Annotated in this window: 1 protein-coding gene (only partly in view); it reads right to left on the bottom strand. The window is 52.1% G+C overall.

Annotation, left to right across the window (positions count from 1 at the left end; genetic code table 11):
• On the bottom strand, nucleotides 1-25368 hold the 5' portion of the coding sequence (locus tag ACO6V5_RS09545) for a TcdA/TcdB catalytic glycosyltransferase domain-containing protein (protein ID WP_422442359.1). The gene continues 3270 nt to the left of window position 1, outside the view; only the first 25368 of its 28638 coding nucleotides appear in the window; it begins with the start codon at nucleotides 25366-25368; its stop codon lies off the left edge, out of view.

Here is a 25368-nt window from a genome sequence, read left to right as displayed (position 1 = left end):
GCCAGAGTAAGAGTCTGAAGACAAGTCAAGGTGAACCGTCGGCAAAATCACAGAACTGTGGTATGAGGGAGAGGCGCTGCATTGGTCACGAAAATAAGTATTAAATCTATAATCCAGCTCCAGCATGGTCAGGGTCTTCGCCATTAGCTGACCGTGGAACAGTTTGATCCATGGTTTCGAGCTGGCCCATTTCGCCGTATTTTGTCTATTGATTTTTTGTCTAATGACACTTGTTGGTATGGCAAATAATGCCTTGGGGCCTTGTTGTTTTCTGCCACCGTCCGCATCGGTTTTAACCAATTTTAAATCCAGTGAGTGCCATGGTCTTAAAAAGACAACACCGTGCTTCTTAATGGGGGGGATTTCACCTTCAAAAAGCACCTGCTGCTGGCCAAGCTGCAAGGTCAGTTTGCGCAGAATACCTCTACGTGGATAGCAACGGTCAGAGACGAAACCAAACTCAATCACCAGATTGGTATGACTACTTCCCTGACTGCCAATCCGGTGCAGGCCAGCGCCCAGGGTTTTTCCCTCTTTGGCAAGGCTCTTCAGCTCAGTCTTTTTACGCCATTGATCCCGGGGGAATTCACTTAAGGGTTTTTCAGGATAACGATTCAAGAATGCCAACATCTCCTCTGTGGAAAAGCTATAGTCGTCTGTTCTCTTTATGATCCGGCAAGGCTCTGTGCCTGCATTAAGATAAGTCGAGAGGGTGGTGTTCCTCAGGTTGGTCAGGGCTTCGGTCATTGACAGGGTAGAGTTTTCGCCCGCCACGTCCTCCCAGTAAAAACTTCTATTGGCATATGGCGTATCGAAACTGGATAAACCAGGAGTGTGAAAGTCAAGGGTTGTCTTCTTATGGGGTTCAAAATCGTCAAAAACCAGATTCAGGCTCTCGTCAAAGGTATTGATCGTCAAGCTGGCTAACTTGAAGAAAACGTCACCGCACACTTCACCAAAATATCCCCATTGGATAACCAACAGTGGCCATTTTCCTGTCGAAGGCTCCTGCCGTTTATGGACGTGAATTCGGTGGTTACCAAGATGGCTGCCGGGGCGCAACAGAATGGTGTCCGCGTGAGTACCCGTGAAAACCTCGTGGCTACTCTCACCCTCACCCTTGCCCTCACCCAGTACCACTGTATTAAAACCGCTGCGCAACCGGATAGCAGTGCTTCCGCCAATGGCAACCACCGTGTCATTGCCGCCCCGGACATCGACGGTATTGGTGCCATTGGTGACAATGAAAACATTATTACCGTGGTCTCCCCAGAGGCTGTCATTGCCCGGGGAACCCTGAATGATCTCCACCTGTTTCAGATATTCTTCCTGTGACCCGGACCGATACTCGCTGGTAAGGTCCAGCTTAAGACCCTTTTTCCGGCCAAGGTAAGAAACGGTGTCCGTGCCAGGACCGCCATCGACCCCGTTCTCACCATCCCCCAACAACGCCTGGTCATCGCCCGAACCCAGGGCTATCCAGTTAATCCCGTTGCCATTGCTGGCATCGACAAAATCATTCCCGTCTCCGGTATGAACCTCATTGCCACTGCCCCATAAGTAAATATTGTTGGGCTGGGCAGTCCCGATCACATTCACACCCATCGTCGACCCTACTACATTTTCGACATTGGCAATCGACCCTCCGGTATCCAGTAGCTGTATGACCGTTGCGTAAAATACAGTGGCCTGATCGGGCCTGGGCCTTTCGCTGCGCTCTCTCAGTCCAGTCCTGCTGAAATAATACAGAAGCCTGCTGGAATCCAACAGGTAAGCGCCCTGTCTCGAAATATACATATGGCCCTTTATTGAAGATCCATCACCATGCTCGGCGTCCCTGAACCTGACTTCCCCAACGTAAAAGTATTCCTGAGGGCCGTAATGATCAGAAATCCGTTCTACTTTCGTATGCTTTGCGTCATACCCCATCAGATAATATTCGGGCATTAATTTTTTATCACGCCCAGCACGTCCGTAATCAGCTCTTATCTGTGACAGGGTGGCAATGTACATTCTGTATGGGCGCACATTTTTGTCGAGCCTTGGTCTGACTGGATTCCTATAAAAACCTGATGGCGACCCACGCATGCCAAAGCGCCTTAAAAGGTATGATGAACTCCATCCTTCATCGCCATCCGGCGCATCGCGATCAATTCTATGGTCTTTAAGATATTCGGGAAAAAGGTTATCCCAGCGCCAGGTTTCCAGGTTAACCTCAAATAATGTGTCAGATTTCGTCCAATTAAGACGATCGTAATTCTTTCTCTTGTGTTCATAGAAGGCTCCAGAGTAGCTAAAATAAGGAATATTGATCTCGTTGCGTGGCAAGATCAGGGTATCATTGCCAGGTCCTCCATAAAGAATCCCCTTGCCCAAACCCGGTTCAAGCCGGTCATTTCCTTTACCACCAAACTGCCTTATATAACCAAGGTCGTCTATAAGATGATCATCACCGGGGCCACCGTACTGAACCCTGCCGTTAATAATGGTGTCTCTACCCGGACCGCCGTAGCCAACACCACCGCTATAGGGCAGATGGAGCAAATCGTTACCACTGCCCCCATGAGCCTCCCCTGACTGGCTGATCTGGATAATATCGTTGCCGCTGCCCCCTTTCGCTATGCCTTTCTCAAGCTTCAACCGGTCATGGTCTGATCCGCCGTACAGCTCCCCCTCGTCGATGATCAGGGTGTCATTGCCACCCAAACCATAAAATATCTTGTAGCCTTTCTTGCCAAGCATGTAGTCTTCCAGGTTCGTCCCCACCTTTGTGAGGCGCCGGTTGATCCTGTCGATAAAGGAAAGGCCTTTTTCGGTACCAGACAGTGATCTCGTTCGGGATACCCATAATTCCTCCAGGTCATCCTCATACATCCTCTGGTGAAGGAACGCCTCGGCATCGGCATGGTACTCAAACCTTGAAAATCCTTTTTCTTCAAAGTCCTCCGCCATGTTGTTAATGTGTTCAGCGAAGCCATCACTTTTCAACACTGCATCGAACTCCTGCCGGGCATTGTTTGGCGGCATAGATGCCGCGATAGCGGTCTGTATGATAGTGAGCAGGTAGCCGATCAGGTCGATAATAATTCCGCACTTGCCACATAAAACGTCCATAACGGCGCCCACAACATCAAGGGCAATCGAAATCGCATCCAGGGCGATCATTACTTCGTAATAAGTGACCTGTTCATCGTTGCCAGCTGCTTTTGCCTCATCTCTGGCCATTTTATTAGCGGCTATGGACGTAGCGGCAGTAGTAATGGAAAGCACATTGCCAGCTACCGGCACCAGTCTGGTCGCAAACCTTGAGGTTTTTGCAACCTTGGTGGTGTTTTCTAAAGCCTCGACAGAAGAGCCCGCTGCACGGCTTCCCCCTTTGCTCACTTGTTTGCCCACTTGCTTGCTGTTTTTACTCAGCAGCCAGTGGCTGGTCATCGCCAGACCATAAACTGAACTGCCGATCGTCAGGCCGGCCCCGGCATAGGCCAGATCCCGGGCTTCATCAGACAGTGCGTCGCCGTATTTCTGCAGGTTCCCAATGGTCTGAACAGCACCGACGAGGCCTGCTATGGATTGCCCTGCGCCGATAGCAGCTTTGGTACGTCCGTATGTTTTACTTCTCTCCAGTTTCCCGAGACCCTTGCTAAATTTCCTGAGCCACTTCTTCGACCTGCCTCCCGGCGCTGTGTCGTCCGGACTCTGGGGATCAGCACTACCGGGATTGTTCTTGTGGGTCTTGAGCTGCTCCATGAATTCCGGGTTGCCAAGCAGCTGATCTTTTACATAGCGGGTGTCGTCAGCACTGTAGCCCGAGTCGTTAAGTAAAATGACCACCCGGTCAATGATTTGCTCTGGCGTCAGTCCCTGCCGTTCCGCCAGCGCTTTCCGGAATAGATCAAGCAGCTTCCTGCGGAACTCCGGATTGTCCAGAATGTCCTCGGTGGCCACTGCGGCAAAACGCTCCTGTTGCATCAGCAGGAAGGCGTCTGCCAGCAACCCTTTGTCTCCGGCAGCCTGCCTGACAGTTTTAAAGCGATCACTGAACTCAATAGCATCCAGGTGCCCGCTGACCCGGTCCATCAGAGCCATCACCGTCTTGACCGGTCCGGAGCCGTCGCACAGCACACAGTCTGGGGCGGGCAGCCTTGTTGCCTGACCGGCTGGCAAACCCGCCTTGTCCAGTCTCTTCAGGGCCTTGCGGAAATCAGAGTCGGTCATATCAACGATGTCAGCCAGCTGGCCAAACTCGATACCGCCCCTGAGTGCGACAACGCTGTCGGCGATATTCTGGTGAATCTCCCTGGCCAGAAGACGGGCTTCGGAAGAGCCCTTGCGGTTCAGCCTGTTCGCCAGCCCGATAAAGCTGGTCAGACGGTCCACCAGTCCGGAAAGCGTCAGCTTGCCTTCCTTGACAATGAACTCACTGACCAGTGACTCTGGCGACAGGCTGTCTATGTCCTTTGGCAGCCTGATCCGCTTCTGTTGCAGGGCCAGGAATGTTTTTGCCTGATCCTCCGGTTTTTGTGCCTGGGCGGCTTGCAGCAGAGCCACTGCTGCGGCAGCGGTCAGCGGACTGGCATCACCGCCGTTGCCCACCACCAGAGTCCGTTGCCCAGGCATCAGGTAGGAGGCATCGGCGGTGATTGAGGGGTCGGTCAGCACCCGAATCGTCAGGTTGCCAGAGGTCAGTGAAAATTCCTTTTTCCCGGCCAGGTTCAGCAGCCCGTTGAGCCGCTGGTAAAACTTGGAAGAAATCTTTTCAGGCAGGGAACCCAAGGCGCTAACCTCTGCCACTAGTAACTTCCCGGCGACGGTTTCGGCCAGGCCTGCCGGGATGGCTGACTGCCGGACATATTTCAGGAAATCATCAGCAAACCGCTGCCGGTTAGCAGAGTCCATATTTTCAATAACCGCCTTGACCTGGTCGCTAACATCAATGTCCCCCAGTTCAATAAAAGCCTTATAATGACGCGCCAGCTGTGACAGATAAGCCTTTGTGACCGAAGCGTTTTCAGCTGGCTCAAGAGGCTGGCGTAACAGCTTCTTCAGAGCTCCCTGTGACTGGGATGACATAAGCGGGAAAGGATTGCCCGGGCCTGCCGGGGTTATTTTTATATAACGCCGGGCACCGTCTGCCATAACCACATGACGAAGGCTGCTGGCGATGGTTTTAATGGTCTTATCCTGTCCCGGTAAACTCTGCACAAACAGTGGCTCTCTACCTTGGGCGTCCTGCTGCTGGTTAACAGGCAACTGGAAGGGCTTTTTGACGCTCTTTCGCAGTCTTACCGCCTCTTCGAACAGGGTGCGCACATCCTCATTCATATTGGCCATCAGGCCAGTGTCAAAACTCTCCCAGCCCAGCCCCCGGGCAACATAAGTACAGGCTTTTGCCAATGAGGCGGCCATGGATGGCTCCGATACCACCCCTCTGCGCGGAAGCAACGTCAGATTTCTGATGGCATTGATATCGCTGTCAGGCAGTATGGCCGTGACCGCATCGGTCAACCCCAGGTGTATCTGGCTGGTTGGCTGCCCGTTGCTCCCCAGTACCTGTTCCATCTTCCAGTAGATAAAATGAACCACCAGCGACTTCAGGTAATCGCTGATAACGGGCCTTAGCCCGAAGTGTTTGTTAATGGCCTTTTTCCGTTGTGACAGAAGCTTTTCCGCCGCCGCCCGACTTAACCCCAGCAGTTTCGAGTCGAGCAGAGATTCCATGCCGGAACCGACACTCCAGAATGCCCGGTAATCCACGTCGACTTGCTCTGAGCCGGAGGGCAGGGTGGTGTATTGGGTGATTGAATGATCGAATGGCCGACTTAACTTTATGGCAACCGGGGAGCGTTTTTGGTTGATGGCCCTGTTGAACAGATCGCTGTCACTGATCTTACCTTCATCATCCTTTGCAAGGAGTTCCGCTGTTGCCAGAATCCTGTCGATGTTATGGATCTCTAAATACTCGAGCGCCCTAAGGTAATCAGCTTTCGTACCTTCAGCCAGTAGCAGGTTATGATAGCCTTCGACCAGTTGCCGATAGAGGCTTGTTTCAGAAGGGGTGGCAGCCAGAGTGAGTTCGTATTGCCGGGTCAGTCCCAGGGGGCGCGACTCAGCGTCAGGCACTGTCTCGCTGTTGATCCCGAACAGCTCCCGCACCTGCTGGCGCAATGCTGACAGCGACCCACCACCGCCCTCAAGGGCCTTTAACAGACCGGCACCGACCAGGCTGGTCAGGGTTTCCCGAAAAATAAACGGCTGGTTCCTGTCCTTCGTGCCCAGCAGTAACAGAGCACTGCGGCTGTTTTCTCCACTCACCTCGACACGGCTGTCCACAAACGACCAGACAGGTTTGGGGCTGATGCTCACTTCATAAGTGCTGCCATCGGGAATGCCTGCATCCCTGACGGGCTTCACAAACGCCTGAAGAAGCTCCGATAAACGGGACTCCCCCAGCCCCCGGGCAATGTATTGAATGTCATTTTGTAACTGATGTTTGCCAATACTGCCCCCGCGTTGCATCTCGCGATAAGGCTCCATATCGACCACCAGCCTGATCGACAAAAGACGGTCTGGCCAGTTATCGGGAAGCTCGACGCTAAAGACCTGCCTGCGGCCACCTTCGCTGCGGATCAGGGAGTAACCAGGGCCCTGCCCGGAAAAAGCCAGGTCATCGCGGCGACCCAGCGTGAAGATCTTTTGCCCATCGGTGGTCTGAACCCCGGCCTGGTGACGGCCCAGCCCGATATCGGGGATGAAAACCGGAGCCTTCCTGCCAGCTCCTGGCGGTATTGGCTGATTTTTTTGCAGGAGATCAAGCCATTTATTCGCCTTCAGGGCATTCATCCGCAACTCTGCGGGGTCTGTTGTTTCCAGATTCTTAAGCCGCCTGTGGAAAAAATACTCCACCAGTAGCGGCTCAGCGCCGGACGGGGTTTGCTGCCCGAACAACCCAATAAGGGTGTTATCCAGTTGGCCAGCCTGCTGTTGGGACAAAGGTGACAGTATTCCCTCGATCGCAGTCCGGTAATAGTCCGGGTCAGCCGCCGCAGGGAGCCACTGAAGCTGAGTCCGCAAAGCAGCCGCAGCCTGCGGGCTAACAGGAGACTCCTGCCTTAACAGCGCCAGCAAACCGGTCAGTTCATCCCCTGCCGGAGCGGACAGGGGGCCATTCTGGCTTTCAATGGTAATAAGATGCCGGTCACCCAGCAGGGTGACCTTTTGCCGCTCGGTGCGGGTCATCAAGGCAAGGTTTTTCCGGCTGCCAGTGGTGACCGGCACATTGCTGCGGGAATCCACACCAAGGGGGAGCTGTCCGGGTTCGCCCCATTCGTTGCGCAGGGCCCGTGCCTTCGTCAGAGCCTCCTCGGCATGGCGGAACCGGGTCAACAACGCCTGTCGTTCTGTCTCTGTGAAGACGCTGCTCTGTCGGTCTTTCAGGGCATCAGTAAGCACATCCCCAAGGTGCCTGGCCAGATGATTGATATCGGCCAGAGTCTTAAGCTCGGTGTCATTGAGCATGGACACCACCACATCCACCGGGTCAGCCAGCAGCCCGGGCTGCGCGGTCACCATGCCCCGGCTGACCAGCTCACTCCAGACCACCTGTGTCAACAGTGAGCGAAGGTTGCCCTGCGAACGGTCAGCCCCGGATAACCGGTCAACCCATTGGTTGCAACGATACTGAACCCGCTCGAACAGTAAACGGGTTTCCAGATCCCCCACCAGCTGACTAAAGCCGGACAGAGGATCAGCCATGGCTTGATAGGCAATCCGGACCCGCTGGCCTGTTGTCACGGTGGTTATCCCGCCCGCTGCAGTAACTACCTGAACCGGAGCCCGGGCGGCAGCCGTGCTCTGGACAGGCAGCAGGCCGAACTGCTTCCGAAGTTGATTTTCCAGTTGCAGCAGCGTCCGGTCCCCGGTGATTTTTTTCCCCTGCAACCAGGTCATGGCGATGGCCGGTGAGCCCGCCTGGTCGGTACTGGCCAGTGCTGCCCGACATAAATCCTTCAGCACAGAGGCCACTGCCCCCAGGTAATTACTGGTGGAGTGGCGCTGCCCGTCCAGTACCGCCGGGTCAACCTGCAGCACCACAAGCCGGTGACCACTGACGTCCCCGATGCTCCTGGAACGATAAGGTATCACCCGGTCAGCAGTAGCCTGACTGTCAAGCCTGACCACCAGCCTGAGCTGGGCGGGGGGCGCCATATCGGGCAACAGCTGACTGTCCAGCTCAGTCATACTGATGGGTCTGCTAAAACGGTCAGAGAATCCCAGGGCATTGACCAGCCGCTGACCGGCGGGGGTGGCAATAAAGACCCTCAGCTCGGACAGGAGCCCCCGGGCCTGATTCGCCAGTCGCTGGCCGGGGCGGTAGTCGCCAGGAAGGATCACCGCTATCCGGTCATCGGTACCCGCCAGGGTTCTTAGCTCGGCACTGTCATCTAACAGCAGGTGATCTTCCCGGCGGGCAGCGGCCAGCTGATCCCCCAGCGATGCAACCGGGTTGAGTTTAAACAGCTGGTTGGCATCTGACGCTGCGTTGTCGAGCCTCAGGCCATAAACCGTTCGGCCATGGTCGTTTTTTTCCAGCACCGGAACCAGGGTTTCCCCGCTGCTGTCGTAAAACGCTAACAGCCGGTCGCCGGGTTGCAGACTGACGGCGCGGTATTGACCGCCATCTTTCGAAATCAGCTGGTAAACCTGGCCGCTGGCACGCTTGACCGCTACCAACGTACCCGTCTCCGTCCCGGCCTGAATGACACGCTCAAAACGGGAGCCGCCGGTATCGTGGATACTGTCATAAACCGAAGTTTCGCCCAGGGGGGTGACGGTGATATCGGTGCCTGAGCGACTGAGCACCCGTTGCCACTCCCCCTGGTATGTCAGGAACTCAACTTTGTAATAAGGTTTGCCGGTGTCACTGATATCCGCACTGTCAATGTTCAAAAAGGGGCGATCCGCCAAATCTCCCGTCAGTAACAGCCGGGTCCCACAGCCGCCAACCCCACGCCGACAACGTCCCTTGTCTGAAGCATCCGGATCCTTCAGCCCAGCCTGCACCCCGCTGTCGGACTCAACCAGCTGGTACGTCGATGTTACAAACCCGGTTGCAGCGGTTACCCGGGCTGGCGAGGTGAGTGTTTTTTTAAGTGCACCTATATAGCTGACCAGTTCCCATTGATCAGGCACCTGACGGGTCAGAACCTTCTTCAGTAATTCCACTTGTTGATGGCTAATCCCTCCCCTGAACCGCGTTCTGGCATCATCCGGGAGGTTCTGGTCAAACTCGCGCAAGGCTTTGGCAAAGGTTTCAATATCCGGGTCATCCTGATGGGCCTGAATGTAGTCAGAAACCTTGTTCAGGCTCAATGAGAGTAATTCAGGCTCCCTGGAGAACAGCCATATCATCGCCTGTTTAAAGTCTTCCTGACTGGCGGGTGACCCAATGGGGCCAAAATGATGTGCAAGGGTGTCCCGGTTGTTGCCTGCCAGAAGGCTATAAAGAGGACTGGCCCGATTCTGCGCCTCGGTTGTCGAAACCCAGTAGTAGGCAGAGTCAAAACCAACGGCGTTGCCCAGTCGCGCCAGTTGTTCAGCATCCTCTGACCAGACAGACCGAAACAGGGCGGTATCCACCGCCTCGACACTTTTGGCCAGAGCCAGGGCATAAAACTGGCCGATCATTATGTCCAGGAACCTGTGCTTCAGTAACAGGTTGTACTTCATCCCAAGCTCAATCGTGACCGCCGTATCCCGGACCCGCAGCAGGGACTCCCGCAAAAGAATCTGAGGGTTTAACCGCCAGTGGACAGGCCGACCCGCACTCAGGTCAAGTGAGTCCTGCTTCTGGAGTTGCTGGCGATGGCTTTCCGGCTTCAAGTCAGTGAAAATTTTAATAAAATGCTCGACATCATTCCGGTAACTGTTGGGTAGCAGCTGACCATCCAACATGGATTGCCGGTACAGTCTCTCGCTGTGGCGCGTATCAAGAAACGACGGGGGAAACCGGTTACTGTGTGACCCGCTCAGCAGCATCGGGTGTGGATCTGGCCTGACCGGTGGTGCCTTGGCCTGACCCGTCAGCACTGGCACCAGAGAGCCTGCCTGCAGATCGAACTGGCTTCCCCCGTAGGTCTCCAGTTTCAAGCCATGGCTTCCGTCTTTAAGCGATTCCAGACTCCTGATGCGAAACACCGAGGGTGTCCCGGACTGATCATCCTGACTGATCTGGCTGTTCACTTCGGCGAGCTGGAGGTCGGTAAGGGCAAGGGCCAGCCGCTTGCTATCAGCCTCCGGATACTGCACGCGATATTGATCAAGCGCTTCCACCACCTTGAAACGCTGCAATTCCGGTAATGAGGAAAAGTGTTCTGAAAACCACGGCCAGTCGGCTTTATCCACCCTGGACATCGCCAACTTGATAAACGCACGGGTAACTTCCTGATCACGTCCCAGCCATTGCGGTTTCAACACCAGCTTGAGATGGCCCGCAAGATTATCGGGCTCAGCTGCTTTGCGGCTAAACAGGCGCTCCACATTGCCGCTTTGACCCGGCAGGACCAGGTTCAAAAGATAATGACCATCAGCATTTCTGGAGACAGGCTGCGGTGTGCCGCCCTCTGACACCATACCAGTCCAGAGTTCCCGATATTTTTGGTCATCGGCCAGGGGCAACGAGTAGGCATCCGACAGTACCGCAGGCAACAACCCGGCTCCGTTGGCAAGGCGGTAATCCAGAGCTATCCCCAACAGGTCTTTAATCCTTTTATCCACTTGCGCATCCGCAACATCGGTTACCTGTTGGAGGTCAGCGATTATCGCTTTCAGTTCATCAGTCACCGATTTCAGGCCATCGCGGTTGATATAGTGACTGAGTTTGGTTACGGCAGTGTCGGAAAGGTAGGTATGGATACAGTCTGCCAACCTTAGCCCCGGAAACAGGGCTCTCTCCTGTGGGTTGTCCCCCGACAGTCGGAACAACAACAGGGTAAACATCGACCTTAACTGGGCAGTGGCTACCCCATCGCGGCCTGAAGCCGGGGTAACAGCCTTTACCAAACGGTTGGCGGCCCGGAAGCTGGCCATCAACCGCTCACCCCCGGGGCTTTGGCTGCCAGCAAACAGTGCCACCACCAACGGCTTACCCAGATCCTCAAAGGGAAACTTCAGGGTGATCCCGGTGCCTGCCTCGCCGGTCGTTTCTGTCTGCCAAATTGTGGTCTGGTCAAAAGGCTGTTTTACAACAATAAAATCTGACAGGTCACCAGCATAATTATTAAAGTTTGTGGCTAAGTCATAGTGGGTGGCCGGGTGCGGCAGTTCCGAGATCACTTTACCCAGCGCGTAAAAATTTGGTTCCACCCTAAGCCTTTTCTCGTCCAGCTCATTCGGGGAAAGCGGGACTGTTATGAGTTGCAATCCCGGCTGTTTTCCGGTGAGCCATTTCATCATAATGGTCGGGCTTTCGAGCAGAGCATCAGGCTCAAGGTAGGGGACTCCGTAGGCTACGTTTTCAAAGATTAACCGGCCCAGTTTGCTCTCTTTTTTTACCGTCCCGGTGTTGGCAAGCTGTCTGTGAAAAGCTCGGACTAAATCCCAGTTTTTAACCTGGCCAGACAATGCCGAAACCGTTTTATCCAAAGCCTGAAAAGCGGCATCCAGGAAAGGCCGGTGCTGGTTCAGCTCATCGGGAGAAAGCGGGGCCGTGATTAGTTGCAACCCCGGCGGGTTTCCGGCATCAAGCCATTTCAGAGTGATCAAAGGGAAACCATTGATTTCTTTCGGGCTTTTGACCTGCAGGTTTTCTGACTTGGCAAGTTCGCGGATGCTATAGGTTTTTTCAAGGACTATCCGTCCAGATGCGGTGTCCTTTTCTACAGTCCCTGTGTCGGCAAGCTTCACCAGGGGGGCAAATCCCATTTGCTGGCGAACCATTCGTTCAATGTTTTTCGCATCAGGGAGGTCAGACTGACGGCCACCGTTTAGTTCATAGCCAGATTTAACCAGGGCAGTAAACACCGGGATCAAGCTGGAAAAACGGTTTTTTTGACTGGCTGTGGCATCGGGATTAATCACCACTTGCTTGCCAGTATGTGGTAACCAGACGACAATTTGCTGCTTTCCAGCAACAGCTTTAGGGGCATCAACGACCAGGGTCTGATATTTAAGTGTGGTTTCGACCTTGGTTCTCTTCAGGTAATCTTCGCCCAGAGGCGTTGCCAGGAAATCCTGAAGACTATCGACTAATGAAAGATACTCCGTTCCGCCATAACGAAAGTAAGCACGGCTCACTTTTACCGATATGTGCCTGTAAACCTCAAACTCAGTTATGCCATTGAACGAATCACGGTCATCATAAAACTGGTCAATAGTCCCGACCAATATCATTGTTTTCAGACCGGCAACTACGGAGGCTTTTTTCTTCGTCAGGGCCTGTTGCAGATAAGTGCATCCCTCTTTCCCGATAGCCTCACGCAGAACCAGACCCGCCCGTTCATCGGGCAGATTTCTGTGTGTATTCACCAGAGCCGAGGCAAAAGTGTCCAGGGATACTTTGGGATGCTGACGATGATAGTTCCGCACCCGTTCAAAAGCCTTTTTAAGGCTGTCCTCATCATGCTGGGCGGAAAACCAGTACAGAACCCGGGCGAAATCCCTGACCGACCCGGAAGCAAACTGCCAGTTGTGATCGGTGCGGCTGATGCCATCGACAAACTGTGTGTACAGGTCGTCTTTCTGGTTTGGCACAATAGCCAGCGCCAGTTCTGTGGTCAGGCCATAGCTACGGCCAGTGGTGATTGCTGATAATCCCCAGATTGCCCGCAACTCCGTTTGAGTCTGGCCGATAGCCGCCACGTCGGGATGGTTTAGCAGGGCTGTTGCGAGTAGCTTTCCTGCAGCGATAGCCTCACGGTTATCAAAAGTGGTGTCTTTTATTCCCACCGTCAGGGTCAGTGGATTGCTATCGAGGTAACTCTGATACAGGTACCTTTCAGGGTTGAGGGTAATGTTTATTTCCCGACACAAACGACCCAGTGACATGCCGTTCCCGGAAACTGCCTTTCCCGATTCAAGAACCGCTTTAATAAAATCTTCGTGCCCGGAAAACAAGTCCAGAAGCCTGTAGACAGTGGCAGGCAGATTGAACCTTGCCAGCTGCTGCCAGCGGGCGACAAGCAGGGCTTCGCTGTCAGTGGTCGTGGCAGGCAGCTGGTGATCCCAGCTGGTTACCCGCTGAAGGTTAAAATCCACAGACACTATTTTTTGCAACTGCGCCAGGGTGTCCCAGGATGATCCCGTTCGTCCACCGGTCATTGACCTGAGATTGGCCGTCAGCAGCAACCGGCCCAGTGTGTCCTGCCCGAATGTGTCCGTTACTGCCTGCTGATAGTCGAAGAAGGAGCGGGTTACATGCTCAAGCCTTGCCTGATCGAGTTGACCCAGCCGGTTGAGGATGGATTGCTTGATCCAGTCCCGGTAATGCCTCGAGATGATGTCAGTGGTGAGCAGGGATTGGGCTCTTCTGAAAAAGATCCCGTCAACATCCGGGTCCGCTCCCAGTAACTCTGGATTTTGAACGGACTTTATTACCGTAGTCGTGGCCGTCCCGGGAGGGGAAAAAGCCATTTTTTTAAGTGCAGGCCAGGGTTCGCGCACCTCGATTATACCAAGGTAATGGGTTTCACCCTTGCCATTGTCATAACGAGTGACGTGTTGTCTTGAGGCGCCTGTGGCACCAATATAAACAATCGTCGATTCTTTGCCTTCGCCTTGCGGTAATTCGATAGCATCTGCTTTAGAAGGGGGTAAGGGCATCCTTCCATATTTGATACGGTAATCCAGGGTGTCGATAAACAGCGATTCTAATCGGGCTTGCAGTAGTTTTTCGGGCGCTGTCCACTGCCTGCCAGTTCCTTCAGCCAGAGATCCCACTTCGGCCAGGTTATCGACCGTTGCCTGCATCAACGAAGCAAAGGCTTGCCAGCTGTAATCCCCGATGGCTGACTTAAGTTGCTCTGCATCCAGATCAGAGATAACCGTCATTAAAAAATCGGCGGTACCCAGCCTTAATAATCCCTCAAGTTGAGTGACCGGTGAGTCTTTAATACCCCCTTTATTTCTGTGAAATTTTTGGGTCGAACTGTCTAATGCCTGCTTGAATAAATGAGCGGTAAACATGGAGTTCAGCAAGTCAGAATTCAGCCCCAGTCTTTCTGAAATGACAGAGGCCTGATATTGGCTCAACTCAAAAACTTGCCTTAATAAATCACTTCTCCTTGGGACAATAAGAGTGGCAACATAGGATGTTATATCCCCAATCCCCCTGAGATCGACCCCGATATTGACCTGAACATGATAAGATAATGGCTTTCCTTTTAGCTCGGCGGGCAATGAGACTTCAGGATTCATCTTTCGATTAGTGCCTAACCGGTATTTTTCTAAATCATCAGTGGGATTATTGCCCAGTAGCTTGTCATTATACTTTTGAGTGATGTCGTCTACGGTATAACCACTCTCAGGTAAATTGGCTAAAATATCGGCCAAGGTTTTGGTGGCACGAAATACAACAGAGGATGCATCCATGTAATCCGAGAGAGGTTTGGGTCCGGTAATGATTTCAATGATAGAGCGACCTTCACTCTCTTCGCTGGATACAACCAGATCAGGGTAGACAGGGTTCAAAAGCTTGCTGGAGACATATTCAGTAAACGCAAGCGGTTGTCTCGATTCAAGAGCTACGGTTGTGCCATCAAACTCTATTTCAAGACCGATTCGTCCATTTTTCTTGTCTCTAGGGATCTTTGGATCTTTTGCATCCCTTTGTAATGTCGCAATGTCGTCAATGCCAATTTCATGCAGAATGTTTTTTCGAAGGGTTTCAGAATTGCTGTCGATACCTTCCAACCGATTTGCGGCACCAATATAGCGGGCTACCAGGCTTGATAAAATGTGATATTGTTCAACCCGCATTTTGCCTTCGGTGACATACTGGCTCGGATCAATTTTCAGGACACAACCGGCATTACCAACCAGAACCGGTTCCGGCTGAGTTGTAGCCAATGAACCGGGAGGCGTGATGACCAGTAATAGTCGGACAGAGTCAGGTATTTTGACCCGCTCGAAGCCTCTGCCGACAGAACCATCAATAACCCCCTGATTCACCAGAGTCTTGAGGTTGCCAAAGCTCTGGCTCCGTGTTTTCTTGAGTGTTTTGGAAAAATTCTCGTATTTGAAGGTTCTTTTGAATATTCGAAGCGTTCTGATAATTGCATCCTGTACTGAATGCATCTCATTGGAAGGCGCATCGTTTTTCAGAATATCCCTGATATATTGGGCAGAGAACAAGATTGCGATTTGCGGCTGCGAGCCTTGGTCGCCATAGAAAGCCAGTGGAAGTTCTCTGAGGATTCCGGGACTGCCCGCTTTGATTTCCTGACCATGGAAGTAAGAAGACGTTCTGTCAGTGTCCGGACCTGTGTCTGGAGGGTTTTGCATAAAACCCATATCTGACAATAACCTGCTCTTGTCTTCAGCGGACAAACCGGAGCTGGAAATTCGTGCTTTCAACATCCGGTAATCCGTGTTCTGCAACTCCAGCGCAGAACGCAGCCGCGAACCCTGCATCTGTTGCCAGTAATCTGTGTAGATATTTACCAGTCCTTGCACAAACGCATCGACAGAGCTCTCCGGCTTGATTTTGAGGAAGTTAATAACGGCTCTGACCGAACGGGCAAGACGTTCTTCCCTGAACAATACCGCCAATGCCCTATGGCAATCATCCACAGTGCCACGGGCAAACTTAAGATCATGGTCATCGCTGTTAGCGACCAGCACCTGATAAACGGGATCACTGTCGGCGGGCAGTCGCCGCAGTTTCAAACCGTTGGTAAAACCGTAACGGCCAGCAGGAGAGCGAGAATCATCCGTTTCCCAAATTTCCATAGCCCTGGTGATCACAGAATCGGGTGCCTGCTCTGCTTGCAGTTGCAAGAGCAGAGCCAGTCCATAGGATTGAGTCATTATCCGGGCGAGGGGAAGGTCAGACGATTCTGGTCGTTTACTCGACAGTCCGACCTGGATGATAGCAGGCTGATTTTTTTGCCACCGCCGGATAATCACCTGACTGTCCGAGATCAAAAGGTAGGGTTCCAGCCGGATATCAACGGGTGGCGTGATCGTCTGCAAACCATTCTCTGTCTGCCATTTATGCCAGGTTAGAAGGCTATCGATAAATTTATTCGGTTTGTTGAAATGGCGAAGCACAGCGTCCAGCTCTTTTGGCAATCCATTCAGTTGTGCCAGCTCACGCAGCTGGTAGCGATAAACATTATGATCAATTGCCGAGAGGAAAAATGGCGAACGCACTCCCAGAAAAATCTTCGAGGAAGAATGGTAATCTTCGTTGTAAGGCAGGAAAGGGTCCAGGTAAACCAGGCGTTCGCGGTTTTCTGACAGCGGGATCCTGAAACTGCGGCTGTCTTCGGGAAGCCGGTTGGACAACTCAGCAATAAGAAGCTTCTGCTGGCGATTCGGTTTGTCACCGTTTTCCAGAGACTTCACTACGCTGTCCACCAGCCGCAACAACAGCTTTCGCATCAGGCTCTGGGCAGCCCTGTGCTCGGTGTCGAAGTTATCGATTTCATTGGCCAGTGTGATCACATCAGCCAGCGGCAGTCGGGCCATTTTTTCATCGAGCCGCTGTTCTGCCAGGGAGGGTGAGCGATGGGAATAGGCAGACTCAATGGTCTTGATCAGCGTCTGGGCATTACGCTGCTCCAGCGGACCTGAGGACTGAAGCATAAACAGGATATCGCGCAGATTATCCGGAAAAACTGCGCTGTTAATCTCTGGCACGCTCACCAGAACATAAGTTTCGCCCGAAAGGTTGGTGACAACGGGCAGGTATTTGCCGTGTTTGTTGCCAGCAAAAGTCTCTCTATCAGGCAGAGACACAGGATCAGTGAAACTGACCGTACCATCCGGTTGGCGCATCAGCCTTTTTTTAACCCCAAGCGAAAGGGTGCTTTGGAACGACTTTCTCTGTTCACGTCTTTTCCAGGCGTTCAGTCTCGGCACTTTTTGTTCCGCCCGTTTGTCGGCCAGAAAGTCACCCGATAACTCTCTCAGAGCCTTGACGTACTGCCTGGCCAATTCGGAAAAGTCATTTCGTTCCTTGTGGGCATACAGGGCAAACAGGTCATCTTTTCCCAATACCGAAACCAGCAGATCAGGGCTGGAGACCCGGAACGGATCTATGTCATGGCCAGCGGGTGTGACAATGTCCTGCAAAGACCCAAGCAGCAGGCGGGTAAACAGTGCTGCCATGGCTTCGGATGGTGGGCTTGCGACTTGCCGGGCCAGCTGATATCCCGCTTGTTGGGTCCGGAAAAAATTCTCCTGCGCAAAAGGATTACCATAGGCCAGCATGCCAACCCCCGAAAACGGGTCACCGATTGAGTCTGCACGGACAAAGGCGCTCAGGTGCAGCTCTCTTGGTGCCCCTGCCTGCGCAAAAGGCAGTTCGACATCGGCAGCCGGTAATGGCATCAACCGGTAAGGGGAAAAGTTATCACGGGTGACTTGTTGCAGCCGAAGGTTGTAATCCTCAATCAGGCGGGAGAGTGGCTGTCCTCCATTGTTTTGTGGCTGTCCTCGATTGTTTTGTGGCTGTCCTCGATTGTTTTGTGGCTGTTCTCGATTGTTTTCGATAATCGTAGTAAGCAGTAGGTCTCTGGCCTGGTTGAAGTGACGGTCATTCTTGCCCAGATAGGCATAATCCCTGCCGGGGGGCAACGCGGGCAAATTCCGGAGTTTTTTCACCAGCCCTTCTGCAACCCGGAGCTGACGGGTTATTAACTGGCCCTGTTTATCCTTCTCGAGCACCAGTTTGACCCGAGGGTCTGACTGTGACCACAGCACATCACCCTCAGCAGGTAGAGCGCCGGTCCATTTGCGCCCAAGATCATCCACCGCCACCAGAGCGTTGCGGACGGTGATGCGTTCTGTCCTGATTTCAGCAATCAGTTGCCTGGCGAATTGTTCCACAGGGTAATGTTCCCCGCTGGCATCAGCGCCACAACCCACCAGACTGACAGTCTTGACAGACCGCCTGCCGGTTATGCGCCCAAGCACTTCGGCCAGTTCCCTGGCTGTCTTTCCGCCCAGAAGAAACTTGCTGAAACCGGTCTTTTTGTCCTGAACCTTAGTACCATGACCAACAACAATAATACGTGTGTCGTCTGTAAGAAAACTGGCTTGCAATATCCCGGGTTCAATAGCACCACCTGTCTTCGAATCAATCAGGGTGCCATCAGACTTCAGTCGTATAAGCTGGCTGAAATCAGGCCGGTATTTATCGCCCAGGTATAAGCTGGCACTGGCTTCATTAATGCTGTTACCCAGCTGGAGAATGATCTGGTTTATATAACGGCTGTCTTGCCCAGCAATCAGGGTATAACGCTGGGTTTTATCAGCACCGGCAACCCAGCTACTGGACCTTTCACCCGTATAAAAACTCACTAAATCAATCCTTGCCAGTGGGTTAATTTGCGTGAAATAGGAATTTGATTTGTGATCCAAATGTTTATCTTCTGCAAGAAAATAAGCGAGATGCTTCCTGATGACTTTAGCCATCAAACTCGGCCCGGATAGCTGCAACGTGGATACAGACCCAAAAAGTATTCCATCGCTTCGATAGTTAACTAAAAAATCGGTAGCTTTATCACTGATTCCCAATTGATCTGCAATGGATTGTCTCAGTTGCTCGCTATCGGAATCAGCAAATTTTACCGGGTCGTCTATATTCAGACGCTCAACCAACTGCTGACGCCTTATCATTTCTTGCTTAACTGCCTTGAGAACTTCACTGTCTGGCGGCGCAACAATAAAGTTATTATTGGGATGGATTTTATCTCCAAATTCCAACGTTATTTCCATCGAACCGGGAATAGCCTTGATTGAGTCTGGAAAAATAAAAAGAGGCTCTTTGTTATGATTAACGATGGCTTCTCTAACCTGCTTAAAAAAAACCGGGTATTTTTCCTTTAGTTTTCTACATTCTTCCTGTATTTCTGTCTCAACCATTCTGTCAAAAAACAGTTGTTCCTCCCCTGGCTCCCCCAAATATTCCATAATCATATAGTTAATCACATAACCCTGTCTTTCTGACGATGAAATCTCATCCGGGAATTCAATGTGTTTAAACAGTTTCTCATTGAAAGGAGGCAGTGTGTCGACATCCAAATAGACACCTCCCTTTTTCTCAGTAAGAATACCCACTCTTGCCAAATCAGCTGCTGCCGCTAAAACCCCCCTCAGCCCACCTTCTTTCTCGTACCATTTTTTCAGGCTGGCTTCTTTGCCTGACTGCCAGAGTTGATTGATATCTGCCAGCGTGAATCCCCCGGATCCGGCGTTGCCCCGGAGCCCGGTTAGCTCTTTGGCGAGATCCGTGAATTCATTCAGAGTTTGCCTTTGAATTTGTTCTAATTCTCCTTGATCCATACCCAAGTGCCTGACTAAAAATGTCTTGGCCATGTCGTCAAAGGTTTTACCCTGGGCGATGCCTTCTTTTATAGTGCTGTAGGCGTGGTCTTGTAGATGATACAAGCGTGTCAAAAAATCATCTCTGGCTTGTTCATGTTTCAATAATTCAGGTATTTTCTCAGCCGCAACAGTCTTACGTATTTCCCGGCTAAGCACAGGCGCCAGAAACGCTTGTGGATCGTACCAGAGCGTTTGCGACCAGGAGGGAACCATCTTGGCCCAAACCTTGAGATAGGTTTTAACCCCTTCTTTGAGACGACCAATCCAGATAAAGTTAAGCTGTTTAGGAACCTCCACCAAAGCATCCAGCAGGTACTGGTTTATTGCCGCAGCCAGATGGGAGGCTGCTGGTTCCCCACTCAGAATTTTGGGCAGGTTGTTCTGCATGCGATAGACAAGCATGTATTTTTCAAGAGCACTTCCTGCTGGGCGAAGTCGGTCAAATTGTACGATTTTATTCTCCAGCGATTCCAAATCATTCGATTCGAGAACCCTCAGCAAACCCGGCTTCAAACGGCGCTTGAACATCGCCAGAGTCGGCACTACATCATCAGGATTGACGGGACTCAGCAACCCGCTCTCCTGTGATAACACAGAGGACAGCTTCCGGAGTCCAATGGCACCTTCAGCCAATGTTTCTTTTTCAGACCAGCGTTCGACGGTAATTTCACCGTCACTCTTACGAAGCGCTTTCAGCATGTCAGAGTTGTCGGCCAGTGACCAGGTGACCGAATCTGTGTCAGAGACCAGGCCAACCCACAGGCGCCCCCAGATATCGACTCTCAAAAGACCGTCACGGGCAGTCACTGCCGAGGCTTTTGTGGCTCTCAGGGTTTCTTTCAGGTAGTCGCTTACAAGCCCGTTGTCGTCAATGCCTGAGCCAACCAGGTTAATGGTTTTAACCGCCGTATTGCCGGTCAATTCATTGATTTTTTTTGCCAGTTCTGAGGCGGTTTGGCCGCTCAGGGTAAATTTCCCGCTCCCGGAGTCACCCAGACCTACTGCATGAATTTCGCTTTCACTGTCCAGAAATTTGCCAATATCGACCTTGTTAACCTTTGCGCCCGTCTCTCCATCTGACCAATCATCGTTATCAATCACCAGCCAACGGACTGAACGATAACTGCCTTCTGCCGGTTGAAGATTGTTGTATTTGCGAAACAGATAACGGCAGGCCCTGGCAATGGGGCTATCATCGCCAGACTCCATCTGGATAACCCATTGCTGGCGGTATTGACTTCTGCTCTTTGGATCGGTGTTGGTATTGATTGCGAGATCGATTTTGTGGTCCCAGACAGCCAGTGATTCGCTGGAAACCATGTAGTGTTCTCTGGCAGACAATCGAAGAACATCCAGCGAATCTCTATGGCTGCCAGTCCATCCCATTTCACTATTGCTTGTTACCAGTGCTTCATCACCACTCAGTATTGGATAGCTTTGTGCAAAATTTGATATAGCCCCGAGTCGATAAAAGGCCAAAAACGGGGAACCTGTCTTTTTTGTGCTGATAAACGTTTTTTTATCCTGGGTCGTTTTCCAATCTGTCACGCCGGACAACTGATACTTATCAATCGTCTGATAAGCGGATAAAAGACTGTTTTGGACCATCTGCATGGTCGGGCTGCCCTTTAATGCCGCAAAGAAGACACTGGGGACTTGTTTCGATGGCAGGTAGATCTCACTGGGAATGACTTTAACTTCTCCCAGGGGCTCAAATAGTTGCGAGGAATCAGAACTCGCCAGAAGCTGCTCAATATCGCTTTTCAACCTGGGGTATTTTTCAGCGAACCAGGCGAGATCGTCTGAAATCTTCTGTTCTATGGCAGGATCCTGATCATCAGGAAGGAATTCCTTGCCGAACTTTTGAATGACAAGCTGAATTTGTACTCTGTTCACCCTGTTCCGATCTGTTCTGCTAACGTCTGAATAATCAATATCCTTGAAAAGATTCTCGTTAATGGCAGGCGGAAGGGACGTATCAGAATAAACGCCACCGAGAGCGCCAATCACTCTGGTTTTCGCCAGTGCACAGGCTGCAGACAGATGGCCGCGCAATCCCAGTTCCCTGCGATAGTAATTTTTAGCCTTCTCTCCGTCTTTTCCATAAGCAGGGGTCCAGACCTTATTAATATCCCCATAGGAAAACTTCACCCCGGGATAAGAAGACTCTATCTTCTTTTTGAATCGCCGGTAGGCTTTCATCATTTGGGCTTTTTTCGCATCAATAGTCGATGATTTATGGTTGAGGTGGCCTACCAGAAAATTCTTCACCGCCAGATCAAATCCCCGGCCCTGCTTCATATCTGACTCTATGGATTTCCAGGCCTGATCTTGCAACTTCAGGAATGCTTTTATTAAATCCGATTCAAAATTAGCCGGATCACCGGCGCCAGATTCACTGGTTAATTGACTGGTCACTGCTTTTTTGAGGGCTTCAGAAAGCAGACTGGTGAGCATTGCGTGTTGGTCATACCAGAGGGTTATCTGCAAACCAGAGTTTGCATTGGCTGCAATCCATAACCGGATACGGTTCAGCTCCCCGACGGTTGGGCCAATGCTGACAAAATGCAGTTTTTCAGGGACTGGCTTAATGGTGGCATCCAACCAGCGATGGAAGTTTGTCGCCAGTTTCATAAGTTTTTTGGCGGTTTCCATTTCGATCAGGGGATTCCCGACCAGGTCGGTAAGTTTTTCGTAAACTCCCGTCACTGAAGCAAAGGTTGATGGAGAACTCTCACGACGATAGCCATCAAGCTCAGTAAAAGCCTTCAGCAGATTTTCAAAACGTGTGTTTAAGTCTGCGTTCACAGAACGTTGATAGTGTAATAACGGTGCAAACTCCTTACGGAACGTCTCAGAGTCAGGAATCAGTTTATTCATTAATTCAAAGTCTGAACCTGCAACAGGCTCAGTATCGGAACGGCGAACCCTTTGCCCTGCCGCCGGTCTGGTAAGTGCGGGATAGCGGCGCCACAGGGAAGGAGACAGAAGACCGTCATCGGCGGTCATTGTGCCAACGGCAGCCAGTTGCAGACGATAGCTGCCATTCCCGTAAGGCTCTGCTGTCAGTTCCAGATGACGCCCCAGGGAGCCATATCCGGTCACGGCCAGAGGTACGGATTTCCTACTGTCTTTCGCTGTCGTTTGATTAAACCTTACCTGTATGGGCAGGGTCTCTTTGAGCATCAACTGACGGGGGTTTACTACCGGTAACGGCAGTCTGTCCTGTCCGGGGTTGCCCTGTCCAGAGTAGTGTCGAGGCAAACCAAGTTCAGTACGAATCCGGTTTTTGGCCGCATTGGTATCTTCTTCTGGCGCCAGCCCGAGCGCCAGTCGCAATGCTTCTCCCAGCTGGTAAAAGAACGAAAGATGGCCTGCAAGCCACCCGGAACCGTAGGGTAAATCCCCCTCATCCGGATCAAAAGGGATCAGTGTGAAGGTGCCGTTATTGACTGTCTGGTTAATGGGTGCGAGGTCTGTCCCGTTATTCGGGGCAAGGTCATGAACGGTGTCATTTTCCGCACTATGACGCATGGGCAGGTAGGTCAGCGGGCCGGGCTCTCTGCCGGGAAATGCACCATTGCGACCGGGGATAATCAGACTGGCATACTCTCCGGGGATCGTCCTGTTGTGGTCATCGGGGGAGACTTTCATTAAACCTTGGTCGTGTATGTCACCAAGGGTATCAGGTCTTATCGGGGTCGTTACATTGCCCGACAGCATCCGTAACTTGTCAGTATTGTTCAACCGGTGTCTGAACAGCTCGCTGGCATCCACCAGTTGCCGCAGGTCACTGGCAAGGGTCTGATGACTGGAACTGGCCAGATAGTCCGGTGTCAGATAAACCCCAATCCAGTCACCCAGAGCCTTGAGGGTAAGGAATCTGCCCCGAACGCTGCTGGTGGTATTGTTTAAGAGCGGCGCCTGCTCCGGCTCGAACAGACCATCGTATTCATCCTGTTGTGCCTCGTCATTTTTTTTCAGTCGCTGAAGGTTTGCCAGAGCCGGGTTGTTGGGGTCTCTGTTACTCAGCCAGTCCAGACTGGCATCAAGTGCCCTGCGGAAAAACCATTGTTCACTGCGTAGCGGCTGTTCGCCATAAACTGTGACAATGGCCTCGAGCAAATCCGCCATTTCCCCGGCTGTGTGGTTAGTCTCAGCTAACGCCTGCCAGTCTCCCATAACGCTGGCAAGTGCTGGCGCCAGCCCGTCACCCTGATAAAGTTCCCGGACGGCATCAACAAAGTCTTCCGCTGTGCCACCCCGTTTCCTGAGATCATGGCGTTGGCCTGACACCAGTTGCCGGTAGAGATCACCGGACTCTTGTGGCCATTGCCGGGCCTGGTAACGTTCATCAAGCCCATAATGTGGTTTTAGTGCTTCCAGCCTGCTGCCAGTGATCCCCCACAGCTGTTCAATACCGGCCACAGCCAGGGCATTGTCGGTCAGGGTTTCTCTCCATGTTGGTATCAGCAGGGCCGACAGTCCGTGCCCAAGAGCTTCGTCAGAGTGCCGGGAAAGATCGGCGGCTCCCAGACGAATCAGTGGCCGACTGTCGTTTGTGAAGGTTGCGTCACTGTCAATAAATAATCGGTCGGACTCTGCCTTGATAAGAGGGACTTTGTTATCCGTGCCACCCGGATCACTGGCAATCTGCAGTCCGTGAAGAAAGGTCAGCAACTGCCGGTTAAAACCACCGTATAGAAACAGTCCTGCCAATTTCTTGAGGTCAAAAACCAGCCGCCGGAGCGTTTGTGCCGGATCCTTGTAACCGAGTGAATGGTAGCTTTCCACATCAAGGGTGATGTCGGCCAGTCGCAGTGGCGGAGCGGCGTCGCCCTGGGGGTATACCCTGATGCCTATTTCTGTTCCGTTAACCCGGGTGCGGTAACCATCGCCAAAAGCAGGACAGGCTATTGTCTCGTCGATGCGCAAAAGAGGCGCGACGGGTGTGAAAGGAGAAAAACTGTCAGGCACTGGTCTGGTAACATTGCCTGTTGGACGGATCTCCTCACTTTTGAGCCAGGCAAGTGTTTGACCAAGATCGTTTTTAGAATGCCAGTGTCTGGCTTGCAGTTGGGCACTTAGAGGAGTTGGCGGCTTCCCAGGATTTTTTGGGGCATTGAACAGATCAGGAAGCAAAGACTCCAGCCAATAGAGTGAAACCGGTGATACTTTCTGATTCAACCATTTGGCAGCCAGGGTTTCAGAGATAAAGTCGAGCTGTGTTTGAGTGGCTATAGCGGAAACCACGTCATCAGTCTGGCTGATGGGAGACGGGATTAAACCGCCACCATTTTCTGTGGAACCATTCTGACGTGCCTGAAATTCTGACCAGAAGTTATTGGGATCACAGGCCTCATAAACGACCATTGCCATATTGTTTAGCAACCTGGCAACGAGCCGGTCAGTTCCGGGAGCATCGGCCAGACTGGAGGGTTGGCCTGAAGCCTGGGGCAATGATGACGGATTGATGATCGATTGCCCGATTAAAAATGTCACGCCATCGTCATCATAATAGATATTCTGCCCCGGCAAATCACGGTCAGACAGGATAATACTGATATTCCGATGTATATAGTGAGGAAAAAGACCGGACTGCTCGATTAGCCAGAAAGCTCGGTCAATGGCTGTCCTGACAGTACTGATATGTGCTGGCGTGGCAAAGCCCGACATCGGTCGGGCCCGGTCCGTCGACAGCTTGATGGCAAAAGTATCAGTATTAACACTGGCCGAGTAGAACCAGCCATTGCTGGTCTTGAGCCACTGTCTTTTGGGAGAAGGATTGAGAGGATTGGTATCGGTCAGATTGGCAGGCAT

The organism is Endozoicomonas sp. ALD068, assembly GCF_049310145.1.
Lineage (GTDB): Bacteria > Pseudomonadota > Gammaproteobacteria > Pseudomonadales > Endozoicomonadaceae > Endozoicomonas_A.
The sequence above is the reverse complement of the archived record's forward strand: the minus strand, read 5'-3'. Positions and strand labels throughout refer to the sequence as shown.